At 40.1% G+C, this 14,274-nt stretch carries 10 protein-coding genes; all 10 read right to left on the reverse strand.

The window, feature by feature from the left end; translation table 11 throughout:
- Window positions 1–81: 81 nt before the first annotated feature.
- Window positions 82–1,698, reverse strand: coding sequence for an ATP-binding protein (locus tag V7121_RS08420; RefSeq protein ID WP_335494762.1), 1,617 nt, complete (start codon window positions 1,696–1,698; stop codon window positions 82–84).
- A 182-nt stretch (window positions 1,699–1,880) separates the two neighbouring features.
- On the reverse strand, window positions 1,881–2,666 hold the full coding sequence (locus tag V7121_RS08425) for a 3-hydroxybutyrate dehydrogenase (protein WP_335494759.1): 786 nt from the start codon (window positions 2,664–2,666) through the stop codon (window positions 1,881–1,883).
- A 142-nt stretch (window positions 2,667–2,808) separates the two neighbouring features.
- The gene (locus V7121_RS08430; RefSeq protein WP_335546360.1) at window positions 2,809–4,269 is read right to left on the reverse strand and encodes a substrate-binding domain-containing protein; all 1,461 of its coding nucleotides are present in this window, start codon (window positions 4,267–4,269) and stop codon (window positions 2,809–2,811) included.
- 205 nt (window positions 4,270–4,474) lie between these two features.
- Entirely contained in the window at window positions 4,475–5,710 is a 1,236-nt protein-coding gene (locus V7121_RS08435) for a Zn-dependent hydrolase (protein WP_335494756.1), read from the reverse strand.
- Window positions 5,711–6,024: 314 nt separating this feature from the next.
- Window positions 6,025–7,071, reverse strand: a complete 1,047-nt coding sequence (mglC, locus tag V7121_RS08440) for a galactose/methyl galactoside ABC transporter permease MglC (protein WP_335494754.1) — start codon at window positions 7,069–7,071, stop codon at window positions 6,025–6,027.
- A gap of 12 nt (window positions 7,072–7,083) precedes the next feature.
- On the reverse strand, window positions 7,084–8,589 hold the full coding sequence (gene mglA, locus V7121_RS08445) for a galactose/methyl galactoside ABC transporter ATP-binding protein MglA (protein ID WP_335494753.1): 1,506 nt from the start codon (window positions 8,587–8,589) through the stop codon (window positions 7,084–7,086).
- Between the two features lie 217 nt (window positions 8,590–8,806).
- Window positions 8,807–9,868, reverse strand: a complete 1,062-nt coding sequence (mglB, locus tag V7121_RS08450) for a galactose/glucose ABC transporter substrate-binding protein MglB (RefSeq protein ID WP_335494752.1) — start codon at window positions 9,866–9,868, stop codon at window positions 8,807–8,809.
- 240 nt (window positions 9,869–10,108) lie between these two features.
- Window positions 10,109–11,695 carry a response regulator transcription factor gene (locus V7121_RS08455; RefSeq protein WP_335494751.1) on the reverse strand — a complete coding sequence of 529 codons (1,587 nt, stop codon included), beginning with the start codon at window positions 11,693–11,695 and terminating at the stop codon, window positions 10,109–10,111.
- Window positions 11,670–13,154 (reverse strand): sensor histidine kinase, encoded by a 1,485-nt coding sequence (locus V7121_RS08460; protein ID WP_335494748.1) that lies wholly within the window; start codon window positions 13,152–13,154, stop codon window positions 11,670–11,672. The genes V7121_RS08455 and V7121_RS08460 overlap by 26 nt, the downstream gene beginning before the upstream one ends.
- Window positions 13,151–14,152 (reverse strand): sugar-binding protein, encoded by a 1,002-nt coding sequence (locus V7121_RS08465; RefSeq protein WP_335494746.1) that lies wholly within the window; start codon window positions 14,150–14,152, stop codon window positions 13,151–13,153. Before V7121_RS08465 ends, V7121_RS08460 begins: the two co-directional genes overlap by 4 nt.
- Window positions 14,153–14,274: the final 122 nt, after the last annotated feature.

Below are 14,274 nucleotides of genomic sequence, written 5' to 3' on the forward strand. Positions count from 1 at the left end.
GGTGTCAGGTACCACCCGTGGACAACTGTCCACGGGTGGTACCTGACACCCAAATTCACACACAAATTGACACCCAAATATCTAACTAGCCGATGGTAATTTTATTTCGACTTTGGTTCCTTCTTGGCCATTACTGTTAAACGTAATGGTGCCGTGGTGTTGTTTGATTATTTTATTACTTATCATTAATCCAAGGCCCGTCCCTTTTTCTTTTAATGTATAAAACGGCTCGCCTAGACGAGGAAGTAGTTCTTCCGGGATTCCGCAGCCTTGATCTTGTACCAAAATGATACATTCATCCTTGTCTCCTCTTCGGAGAGAGATCTGAATTTCTCCCCCTTCCTTCATCGCCTCCATTGCATTCTTTAGAATGTTCAGGAATACCTGCTTTAATTGGTTCTTCTCACAGGTAATAAAGTAGGAGTCCTCTTCAAAATTCAATTTAAATTGAATATTACTCATCAATGCCTCTGGGGCGAGAAGTTCAAGCGTCCCTTTAATTAATTCAAGGAGATTCGAACGTTCTAAGTGTACTGCTTGCGGTTTTCCCAAGGTTAGGAGCTGACTAGTAATGTTCTCAATACGGGCCAATTCACTAAGGAGCAAGTCATCAATCGAACTATCGCCTCGTTTATAAAGCTGCATAAAGCCTTTGATGGTTGTCAGTGGATTCCTAATTTCATGGGCTACACCTGCCGCTAATTCGCCCACAATCGACAATTTTTCCGACCGGAGAAGAATTTCTTCTGCCTGCTTACGTTCAGAGATATCCCGGCTAATGATAACAATATTTTCGATCGAATCATTTTCTCCTCTAACAGGCATACAACGCGACTCAAAGTCAATCCAATGCCCATCTGAATGTTTTACTCGGAATTCCATTGATTGCGATTCCTTATTTTCAAACATCGTCTCAATCGTGTGTCGAAACACGCCAACGTCTTCTGGATGGACAAACTGACATAATTCAACTTTTTTAAGTTCATAGCTTGTATATCCTAAAACGATTTCGTGTGAAGGAGAAAAGTAACTAATTGACTGCTCCTTATCCAATACTAAAATAAGGTCGGAGGTATTCTCAGCAATAAGGCGGTACTTTGCCTCACTTGCTTCTACCATTTGGTACATATCTATTAATCTGTTATTTAATCGATGCAGCTTCATATATGACTCAATTAGTAAGGCGCCAATGATTACCCCTAACATCACAAATAACAAGTATTGAAGATGGAAAATTGGATTATCAATAAAGATCTTAAATGTATAGATAATCATTCCATAAATGACAATATAAGAAGAAAAGAGGACAAAGCTTTTTTTGACAGCTGAAAGCCGTTTTATGTAAAAATGGATCACTGAAAAACCCGTCATCAATGAGACCCAGCCGATGACAACTGGATACCAATTACCACTTGTCATCAGCCTGGCGGTTACTGAAAATAAGCCTGTAATAATCCCAGCAATTGGTCCAAGATAGGCAAATATTAAAATAATAGGAGCATATCGAATATCGTAAGAATATCCTTGTTGTTGGAATGACAAAATGACGAGGAGAATGGAAACCATTCCTGCGTATACGGCCCCCCATAGGCGAACCTGCTTAAATGGTTTATGCCTAGTGTAAGAAAAGATAACTAAAGGTGCACTAACCAAAAGTGAGAAAATTGCAAGATTAACAATATAGTCTAACAGGATCAATTTACATCCACCCACTCTGAACGATTTCGAATATTCCCTCTTATCATAAACTAGAGTCTTGACTATTACCATAGTTATAATTTTCATTAAAAAAAGGAAATTGCAACCAGTTGAGAGTAGGAAATTTTCACATGATATAAAAAATCCTATTCACAACTATTGAATAGGATTCTCTAGGCATTTTATTGAGCCGTATAACCCCCATCTAATATGACTGCCTGACCTGTAATGCCTCTACCTTTATCACTGGCTAAGAAGACTGCATAATCAGCAATTTCTGTCACCGATAATAGCCGCCTTTGCGGAACCAGCGGGAAAATTACTTCTTCAATTACACGGTCTACCGTGATATTCCTTGTTCTAGCTAAATCCCCCAATTGATTTCGTACGAGCGGGGTATCAACGTAGCCAGGACATAAAGCATTTACAGTGATACCGTCAGCCGCGCCCTCCAATGCGGCAACCTTTGTGAGACCAATAACACCATGCTTTGCACTATTGTAGGCAGCCTTACCGGCAAAGCCGATGACACCATTAATCGAGGCCAAATTGATGACTCTTCCAAAACCTTGTTTCTTCATGATTGGAAAAACATTTTTAATGCCGATAAATGGTGCCGTTAACATGATTTTTACAAGTAATTCGAATTTTTCAGTAGGAAACTCCTCAATTGGCGATACATACTGCATTCCAGCATTATTGACTAAAATATCCATACTTCCGAAGGTTTGATAAGCAGACTCCAAACTCCTTTTAAATGCTTCTTCGTCAGTAACATCACAAGGTGCTGAAAGTGCTTCGAGTCCTTGCTCCCTTAATTCAGCTGCCACCTCTTCACTTTTTAACGCATTAACATCCGAGATGACTACTTTTGCTCCTTCTTGTGCAAATGTCCTCGCGATTTCTAGTCCAATCCCGCTCGCAGAACCGGTAATAAACGCGGTTTTTCCTACTAAAGACTTATTCATTCAGATACCCCCATATTAGCAAACTATGTTTCTATATTTACGCTCAACAAGTTTAAATAATCCCAAAACTTTAGGAAGTGGTGTCCGTGCACGGTGGAAAGTTGTACACGGATGGTACCTGTCACCCAATTTTGCTTCTAAATTACTTTCCAGCTTTAATATAGCCAACTTCTTCAACTAGTTCTTGTCCTTGTGGCCCCTGCATCCATTCTAGAAATGGTTGGATTGTCCCCATCTTTTTGTTATCCTTCACTGTGATTGCGTAGAGCGAGGCGGTGAAAGGATATTTGCCGCTCGCGATGTTTTCGGGAGTTGGTTCGATCCCGTTGATTGCGAGCAGCTTAATGTCTTTGTTTGCCTTCATTCCTGTAGCAAAAAAGCGGAACGAGAAACCAATGGAATTGTCATAGTTTCGGTAGTCCGCCACCTGTTCGATTATCCCGCCCATTCCTTCTGGCACATCTTCTTTTAGAGGCTTCATGATGGGCGTATCTCCCATAATTTTTTCTAAAAGGGTTTGGCTCCCTGAGTTTTTTGGCCGTTGAAAGGCAATAATTCTTTCATCCTTGCCGCCAAGCTTTGACCAATTTTTTATTTTACCAGAGTAAATGTCTTTTATTTCCGAAACTGCTAAGCTATCAATCTGATTATCTGGATTGACAAAAAAGACAAACGCTTCCTTGCCAATTGGTGTCATCACCAGCTCTTTTCCGTACTCTTTCGCCAGTTGTTGCTGCTCTTTTGACGGTTCTGCCCCGAAGTATATATCGACATCTCCTGTTAAAAGTCGTTCATAGGCATAAATGGTATTGGTAAAGGTGACAACCTCACCATATTCCTGATAAACTTTTTCGACATTTTCATAAGCTGCATTGGCAAACGCAGAATAAACAGGAAACGCTGCCTCTGCCCCGTCTAAAATAGGCATATCACTTGGATTTTTGATAGTAAAGGTTGATGGGGTTTTCAGCTTTGGCAGAATGTTATCCGGATTGTTCACCTCATAAGGAGATAGGTCCGTACTCGAGTATCCTCCGCCATATTCAAACCCATAGGATGGCAAAACCGTTTGACTTCGGTGCCAATGTACGGCTGCGCCGATCCCCATTGCTAGAACAAACACCATTACCACCGACAACAATTGCTTTTTATTGATGGCCGGGCGCTTCCTCAGGAGTAAGACTATAAACGCTGCCCCTAAAATAAATGACAATTCGTAAGCTAACGGTGCCCAAAGAAATAATCTTCCTTCCCCCATTAGCAGTGCGATAAAGTAGATTGGCGCAAAGGATAATTGAGAAATACTATAATATAACCAAGCTTCCGCTCCATAAAACCCTCCGCTTATCAGCATAAATACAGCCCACAGTACCGCTGTATAGGCAAGTGGTACAAGGCTGACGATCAGATAGTCCTTTAATGTTTCCTGCTTTTCCAACTTCCTGCTAACTAGAAAACCTGCCAAACAACCGCCAATAATTAAACCTGGAAGTACGGCATATAGGATATTATCCACCTCTGTCATGATTGCAAATGCAAAAAAGCTTAAAGCTAGTGGTACTACTCCAAAATATAACAATAAAAACTTAACTTTTTGACCCATATCCCCACTCCTTTTTCCCGTATAATGATTATTCCTCCTATATAATATAGTGTAATTTTACACTTTTATGATTTATTTTACAATAAATAACTTTTAATATAACATTTGGATTTAGTAACGTTATAGAGTCCAAAAATAATAAAAAGGGACCCTTTCCTCATCGCGAAAAGGCCCCTTCATTACTCATCCATATATGTCTCATTAACTATTTTGATAGCATGGTTAAAACGGTATCTAATAAAACATTAATTCCCTTCTCACAGTCTTCCCAGGTGGTTAGTTCTTCTTCGCAGTGGCTTTTACCGTTAATACTTGGGACAAACAGCATGGCCGTGGGAACGAAGCTAGCAATGAACTGCGCATCATGGCCAGCACCTGAGACCATTCTTCTATTAGAATAGCCAAGTGACTGTGCAGATTGTTCTAATGTTTGACAGATTTCCGGAGCAAACCAAACCGTGTCCCTTTCCCATAACTTTGTTGTCTTTACGTCACAGCCTTCGTTTAATGTAGTTAAATCCGGAAGCGATTCAATGAAACTTTTAACGGTACGGACAATTTCCATGTCTTTATGGCGTGCTTCAAGTGTAAAGACGACCTTGTTCGGAATAACCGTGTGGATGCTAGGGTAAACGTTGACTCTGCCAATCGTGAAGACCAAATTCTCATCTAAATTTCCCAAGCGTCTGCGAATTTCGTTTATTAAATTATTCGTAGCAAACAAGGCATCCTTTCTCATATTCATCGGAGTTGTCCCCGCGTGATCCGATTCTCCAGTCACTTCAATCTCATAACAGGCCATCCCGACCACACATTCAACGACACCGATAGTGAGGTCCTCTTTTTCAAGAATCGGGCCTTGTTCAATATGCAACTCTAAAAGAGCCGCAGCCTCTCTCACTCGATTTTCCCTTTCCCCTTCATAGCCGCTGGCCTTTAAGGCTTCGCCAAAGGTAATTCCCTCTGAATCTACCTTTTTTAACATGACTTCCTTATCAAATTTACCAGAGAGCACCCCTGATGCCATCATCGAGGGTTCAAACCGAGCACCTTCTTCATTCGTGAAGTTCACAATTGTAATGGGAATTTGGGGCTTAATTTGATTCTCGACCAACGTCCGGACCACTTCTAAACCAGCAACAACCCCTAAGACCCCATCAAAGCGGCCACCTTTTTTCACTGAATCTAGGTGAGAGCCGATTAGAATTGGAGGTTTATTCTCGGTCCCAGCTAGGGTCGCATACATACAGCCCATATCATCAACCGTGACTGTCAGCCCTAATTCCTCACAGCACGCACGGAAATAATCCCTTACACGGATATCTTCCTTAGATAAAGACAATCTTGTGACCCCATTGTTTTCTGTCCGCCCATAGTTTGCAAATTGTTCTAAGGTTTTCTTCAGTCTTTCACCATTAACCAATAACTTTTGACGTTGCATGAGTAAACACACCCCTTTATAAGAATGAGAATAACTGCTTGAACCCTTGTAAATAAATCTTGTGGAGGATAAAAACGCAAATGTGCAGACTTTCAACATGAAGATGATGAGGAAGCTATGGCAAACCATAGTAAGCTTATTGCTAAATTTATGTAAATATTCAGTTAATATTGATTATACACCATTGCCCAGGCCTGTCATTAGACAAAACATAAAATCTTATAGACAACTTCTTTGATAGTTTGTATGTAAAAAGGTGTCAGGTACCGCTCGTGGACATTTGTCCACGAGTGGTACCTGACACCACGTTTTACTTATTTTTTCTTTGCGTGTTTGCGCATGTCGAAGGCTACTGCGACGATGATGATTAAGCCTTTTACGATGAATTGAATGTATGGGCTTACGCCTAGGAAGGCTAATCCGTAGTTGATAACTTGGAATATTAGTACCCCTGTGACGATTCCTGGTACGGTTCCAATTCCACCTGTCAATGACACTCCGCCGACTACGCAGGCTGCGATAGCATCCATCTCATACATGTTACCAGTATTGTTTGTAGCACTGCCGACACGGCCTGCTTCAAGAACACCAGTGAATCCGTATAAAAGACCAGCAATCATATAAATGATAATGATATTCTTGGCTACGTTTACCCCTGAAACCTTTGCTGCTTCAGGATTTCCGCCGATTGCATACATATTTTTGCCAAGCTGCGTTTTATTCCAAATCACCCAAATAATAAGTGAGACAATAATCGCATAGAAGATTAAGTATGGGAACTCATATTGACCAAGCTTAATTCCGCGTTGTGCAAAAGTCGTAAACTTCTCACTTAAACCACCAATTGGCTGTGCTCCGTATGGAGGACGGTCAAAGTAGATAGAAGATGTACCGTATACAACAATCATCATACCGAGTGTCGCAATGAATGGCGGCACATGGAATTTTGCAACAATCACACCACTGATTGCAGAGATGAAACCAGTTGCTAACATGGCAATAATAATTGGTACAAATAGCGGTAATTCTTGTAAGTGTGGGTACATTTTATAAGCATAATCACTTGCTTGAAGCATTGAGGCTGAAACAACCGCTGCCAAGCCAACCATCCGACCTGCTGAAAGGTCAGTACCCGCCAGAATCAGGATACCCGCTACCCCGAGAGCAATAATAACACGTGAAGATGCCTGACTTAAAATATTAATTAAGTTCGTCATCGATAAGAAATCCGGTGACGCTGCCACAATCCCAATGACTAGTAGAATTAATACTAAATAAATAACATTATCAACAATCCACTTTGAGAATTTCGACTTTTTGATATCCTTAGAGTCCGATTTTTTTAATGCTTCTGTACTCATCTTTGTCGCCTCCTAATACAATGCGGCTAATCGCATAATTTCTTCTTGGGATGCCGTCTTGGTATCAACAATCCCAGCTGCTCTTCCATTACTCATAACTAAAATTCGGTCTGTCGTACCCAAAAGCTCTGGCATTTCAGAAGAAATCATGATAATTCCTTTTCCTTCTGCTGCTAATTGGTTAATTAATTGGTAAATCTCGAATTTTGCCCCTACATCTATACCCCGAGTTGGTTCATCAAGCAATAATATATCAGGCTTTGTTAATAGCCAGCGCCCAATAATAACCTTTTGCTGATTACCACCGGATAAACTGCCGATTGCTGTTTTTTGCGATGGAGTTTTTACCTTCATCGAATCAATCACCCATTGGGTATCGTCGGCCACTTTCTTATTGGATAAGAAGCCGCTTTTTGTTTTATACTGTTTCATATTTGAGATAATCGAGTTAAAACTGATGCTTAAATCTGAGAAGATTCCTGTGGATCGTCTTTCCTCGGTTACAAGTGCAAACCCGTTTTTGATGGCATGCTGTGGAGAATGGTTATCGATTACCTTGCCATTCAGTTCGATCTTTCCTGACTTTAATGCCCTGATTCCAAAGAGTGCCTCGACTACTTCCGTTCGTTTGGAACCAACTAAGCCGGCAATTCCGAGAATTTCACCCTTTTTCAATTCAAAGCTAACATCCGAAAAAGATGGCTGTGTTTCTGATGTTAAATCAGTAACTTTCAGTATGACATCTCCAGGCTTGTTTTCCTTAACTGGAAACCGCTGTGATAAATCGCGGCCTACCATTAGCTTAATAATTTCATCTGTTGTTAAATTTTTTGCGCTTCTGGTGGCAATGTACTGGCCGTCACGCATGATCGTTACTTCGTCAGAAATCTTTAAGATTTCCTCCATCTTGTGAGAAATATAAATGATTGCGACATTTTCACTTTGAAGTCTCTTAATAATCCTAAATAAATGATTTACTTCGGTTTCAGTTAAAGATGATGTTGGCTCATCCATTACAATAATTTTCGAATGATAGGAAACCGCTTTGGCGATTTCGACCATTTGCATTTCGGAAACGGATAACGAACTTACCTTACTGCGAGGGTCGATATTAATATCTAAACCTTTGAAAATAGCTGCGGTATCCTCGTACATTTTCTTTTCATCTACGAAAATACCCTTTTTCGGATAACGGCCCAGCCATATATTATCCATTACATTTTGCTGGCGTACTTGGTTCAATTCCTGGTGCACCATGGAAACGCCGTTTTCTAATGCCTGCTTGGAGTTAGCAAAGGATATCTCATTTCCGTTAAAGATAATTTTGCCTTCGTCCATGGAATAAATGCCGAATAAGCATTTCATTAACGTTGATTTTCCTGCACCGTTTTCACCCATTAGGGCATGTACCGAACCCGGCTTTACTTTTAGGGAAACATTGTCTAAGGCAAGTACCCCAGGGAATCTTTTGGTTATATTAAGCATTTCTAATAGATTGGTAGTGCTAGATTCTGACATAAGCGAACCTCCTTGATAAAGCCTTGTAAAAATATGATTGGAACTGTTAATGCGTCTCATATTTAAAGTTTGTTTTTCGAGATCGGTGTCCATCTCCATGTTGATTGGAGTCTTACCCCGAACGAAGGAAAAGCACCCGCTTTTCCTTTGTTCGAAGAGCGCCTTAGGGGCTCGGGGTCATAAGCCCCTGGACAAGGCGCTACAACTCAACTAGAACTTACTTATAAGCATCTCTACCCACTTGGATATTATCTTTTGTTACTTCGATGTAAGGAACACGAACTGCTTTTTTATCGTCAAGCTTCCACTCTGTTCCGTCTAAAACATCTTTACCGTTTGCTGCATTTGTTGCAAGTTCAATTGTTGCACTACCTTGGTTTTTCGCATCATTTAGGATCGAACCAACCATTTTGCCATTTTCAATCATTTCAAGTGCTTCTGGAATCGCATCAACACCTACAACTGGAACAAATTTATCACCAGAGAAGTAGCCTGCTTTTTCAAGAGAAGAAATCGCACCTAGTGCCATACCGTCATTGTTAGCAATAACAAATTCAATTTTATCGTTGAACTTTGCAATCCAAGCATCCATTTTTTCAGTTGCTTTGGTTGCATCCCACATAGCAGTATCCATTGCCAATTCTTCAACTTGAATTCCTTTTTCTTTTACAGTATCAATTGCATACTTTGTACGAGCTTCTGCATCTGGGTGTCCTGGCTCGCCTTTAAGTAATACGTATTGCAACTTGCCATCTTTGTTTTTATCATATTTATCTTTGTTAGCTTCCCAAGCTTTAGCAATTAGTTCACCTTGAAGAACTCCTGATTCTGAAGAGGTCGTTCCAACATAGTAAGCTTTATCGTAGCCTGCTAATACGGATGCATCCGGCTCTTTGTTAAAGAAGATAACAGGAATATTTTTTGGTTTCGCTTTGTCAATAATTGTTTGTGCTGCTTTTGGATCTACTAGGTTAATCGCAAGAGACTTAGCTCCTTTTGCAATTAGTGTATCCACCTGTTCAATCTGTTTTGCTTGGTCGTTTTGAGAGTCATTTAACATCAGCTTTACTTTGTCCTTAGCTGAAGTTTCCATTGCACGACGTACATATGACATAAAGTTGTCATCAAATTTGTAAATAGTTGCACCAACTGCTGGAAGGCTAGCGTCTTTGCCTTTTCCAGAATCTGAACCGCTTGTTGAACTACTGCAGCCTGTTGCTAATAGAATACTAGATGCAACTGTCAAAGATAGAATTAACCCTTTTTTCTTATTAAACATGTTGTCATTCTCCTTTTACTATTTAGTAAAGACTCTGGCAAGGCAGCAAAACCGCTTTACTTACCCTTGGTGTAAGCCCTTACACTTATACTAGCATCCTGGTATCGTTTTCAATAGTTCAAAAGTCTAGCACAAATTTGTGATTATCTAGATTATTTTGCAAACGGTTCCATTCAGATAAAAAAATAAGACTCACTCGCGATTATGCGAATGGGCCTTATGAATAGCACGATCATATTACTAATCTACCGTTACTTTGCGGAATTCAGTTGGGGATAATCCTGTATGTTTTTTAAAGACACGGCTGAAATAGTTTGGGTCCTTATACCCAATCGAGTAGCATATTTCTTTCAAACTCTTTCCTGGGTCAACCATTTCTGCCTTTGCACGCTTGATCCGTATTTCCGTTAGATAGTCAATAAAGGTCATCCCAAAACGATCTTTAAATAATTTGCTAAAATAAAATGGGCTAAGCTCCACATATTCGGCAACTAATTCCAAGGTGATCGAATCAGCGTAATGATCTTCAATATACTCCTTCGCCTTATGGAGCATTCCTTTCGCATGATTATTTCTCCATACCTGAACATGATGGACGACCGCCATTAAGTGTGCTTTTCCTTTTTCAAAAATTTCCATGATATTTTCCGATGCTGCTACTGACGGTGTTTGTTCATAGCTAATTCCCAATTCATGGAGCATGCGGGATACAAGAATAAACAATTCATCAAATGACTTTTTCACAAGGGAACCTTTTATATTTGAATCGTTCTCCAGCATGATTGCAAACGATTCAAAGATGAATAAAACTTGATTGACATCACCCTGCCTGACGGCTTCTAATAATTTCTTCTCTATCTCTATGACACCAGATGAAGAAGGCGCTTCAGCGGATCCTTGTCTTGCAGCAAATAAATACTTTCGATTCGGTGTTTTTATGAGCTGCTGTAAAGCCGTGAGTGCTTCAAGGTAGGACTTATTTAGTTCATGTGCGTGGGTATATGGAAGGCCAACCCCGATTTTCAGCTCCGCATCCACATATTGTTTTTCAAACAGACGATTCAAATGATCAATAACCGCCTGCGCATTCCTTTTAAAATGGGCTTTTTCTGCAGCTTTTTGACAAAGGAATAGAACAGGGACCTGTGCATCTGCTAACGGGCCAACCATTATTTCCTGCTTATTCACGACAGAGGGAAGGGTATCTTTTAACCATAAATACCAGTTTTGTTTATCAACTGCTGACAGATCGCGTCCCGTTTTTGGGCGAACCGCGAAAAGCATGATATACCCAGAGGTAATTTCCACTCCGAGTAATTGTCCCCACTCATCAAAGGTAATATCCTGAACCTGATTCACTAATACCGATGATACCCATTCTTTTTGCGCAATCGAGACAGCCCGGTCAAGGCTTTCTCTAAGACTTTGCTGTTCCTCTCTCTGTTTTTGCTCCTCAAGAATTTCACCAGAAACACGTTCTAATGCCGCAAGTATATCTTGTTTTCTGCTAGGTTTTAAGATATATTCCTTAACTCCCTGCTGCATCACTTCTTTTGCATATTCGAAGGTATTAAAGGCAGACACCATGATAAAGCGGATTCCTGGGTCAAATTTTTTTATCTCTTTGACAGCTTGAACCCCATCAATTCCGGGCATCTTGATATCCATAAAAATTAGATCTGGGCGATGCTCCGCGGCCATTTCAATCGCTTTCCGTCCATTGGGAGCTTCACCGATTACCATTACGTCCTTGGAAGAACCGCTAATGATTTTTGTTAATGCTGTCCGCTCAAGGACTTCATCATCCACGATAAGAATTTTCAACAAGCCCATTCCCCCCTTTAACTGTCTCAGGAATTGTTAATCTAAAATTTGTTCCGCACATTGGCTCTGATTCAATTTCACAAATATCATTTCTTTGATAAAAGAGCTGGAGTCGTCTAATTACATTTTTCACGCCAATCCCATTCGAGTGACTTTTTGTTTTTTCCGCTTCAAAACCTTCCTCAGGCTCGATACATTCTACGTATTTACGCAATCTCCTTTTGGTGTGCTCATCCATCCCTGCCCCGTTATCAATGACCTCGACATAGATCCGGCCATTTTGCCTGTGTATATGCAGACTTATTACTCCATTTTCCTCATAAGATTCAACCCCATGCATGAAGGCGTTTTCGATTAAGGGCTGCAGAATTAAACTTGGGATTTGAATATCTAAACAATCATCGTCAATGTCTGTTTCAAAGGTAATTCGTTCCCCAAATCGTGTTTGTTGGATATAAAAATACTCTTGGACAATTCTAACCTCTTCCCTTAATGTTGATGCCTTATCAAAATCACTCAAGTTGTAGCGGAGGATTGCAGCCACTGCCTCTATTAATCTCGAGGTTTGCTCCGCTTCCTCTAAGTAGGCCATTTTTGAAACCGTATTCAATGTATTGAATAAAAAATGAGGATTGATTTGGTTTTGCAGGCTTCGTAACTCTAATTCTTTTAAAAGCTTATCTAATTCAGACTTTTGTTTAATTTCAGTGACAAGCTGCCTTAAATTCGTTCGCATTTGATTGAAGGTTTCCGTTAACGGTTTTAGTTCATCTTTCGTAGTAATTTTAATATCTGCCCCTGCTAAGTTTCCTTTCGAAATTTGCTTTGCGGCCTCTGACAATAAACTAATCGGCTTGGTAATCCCACCGGAAATCCATAAGGCAAGCAGAGTACTCAGAAAAAAAGCCGCTGCAAAGAGCGATATAGACAATAGTTTATAGTAATGATTTTGTTTTTCCATTTGCGCATAGAAATTTTGATAGTCTGTTAATTTATTATTTAACAGGGCTAGCGTTCTTTCTTGGAGAAAGGAAGCAATCTTCAAAACTCCATTAAAATGATTCGAGTAACTGTTAATATCGTCCTTTTCAAAAGCGCCTATGGTGGCATCACATTCATCTAAAAAGCTATCAATCATATTTTTATAATTTGCGTAGGTCATATCTTGATTATCTATTTCTTCGCTAAGCCGCTTTTGGTCTTGAATGAGCTTGAACTTTTCTTTTTTATAATCTTTTAGATAGGAAGTTTCCTTATCTAAGAGATAACCACGCAAATTTTCAGATATCAAATTCGTCCGCTTGGAGATATCGTTGAGGAGCAAAAATCGTTCAAAGCTATCGTCATATTCAATCATCAGCTTTTCACTGCTTTTATAAAAAAAGAACCCAACTGATGTTAGCAAGACAACCAGGACAATAAAATAAAGGAGTAATTTCGATCTAATTTTAAAGATTCTCAATTGCTCTCCTCCATTCTGTTTAGGTAACTTACCGGTAAATCCGTAACCCTGATTATTCGAGTGTCCGTATGGATAATTGGATTGACAGGTTTTCCTTTAATAAGATCAATCATCATCTTTACGGCCCGATACCCCATTTCATAGGGTTCCTGAACCACTGTTGCATTGATCGTTCCCCTCCGCATATACTCCAGTGTTTCCGGTAAGTTATCGAATCCAACAATATAGATTTTGCCCGGTTTAACGTATTTATCGACCACTTGGGCAATCCCAATTCCATCTAAAGCACTGGTCCCAAAAAAGGCATTGACCTCAGGATGTTTCTTGATAATTTGATAGGCTTTTTCTGCGGCTCGGACTCTGCTAATTTCAGATTCGACGATATCGATAATATGGATGTCTTCTTCTCCCTTGACGGCATCCTGAAAACCCTTTACCCTCTGCTGCTGATGGTTAGCATAAAAATTACCTGTAATAATCGCGACATTGGCTTTCCCTTTTGTATCTTGAATCAATGCCTTGCCGGCGAGGAATCCAGAATAATAATTATCCGTGCCAATATAAGCAAGCCGTTTACTATTGGCTGCATCGGTATCGACCGTTATAACTGGAATCCCGCTCGTTACCACTCGATTAATTAGAGGTGTAAATTGTTCATCACTCAATCCTTGTGTCAGGATTCCATCGACTTTGGAGGCTGCCGACATTTCAATCGTCTTTAAATGGTCATCTATATTTGCTTGCTTAGGACCTGCATATTCCAACATTACCCGATAATCTGTCGCGGCGGCCTGAGCCCCTTGCTCGACAAGTCTCCAATATTCATTATCGAGCTCTTCAGGAACCAAAACAAAATGATAATCATACTTTTCATGCTGTTTTTTCTCTATCGGTAAATCATGCGTAAGAACCTTATATCCGTAAAAGACCGCAAATGAGCAACTCACAACGAAAAAAACAGCCCCAAAAACATATGTCATCACCGATAACCTGCTCATCAAACCGCCCCATTCCCAACACCTATCTAGATAAAAACATTATACGTAACATCCCATAATTCGACAATGGTTAATGGTAACAGTGTCAGGTACCATAAAAAGACACTATCTCATTTTGTCCA

Source organism: Neobacillus drentensis (genome assembly GCF_036962125.1).
In the GTDB taxonomy this organism is placed as follows: domain Bacteria; phylum Bacillota; class Bacilli; order Bacillales; family Cytobacillaceae; genus Neobacillus; species Neobacillus drentensis_B.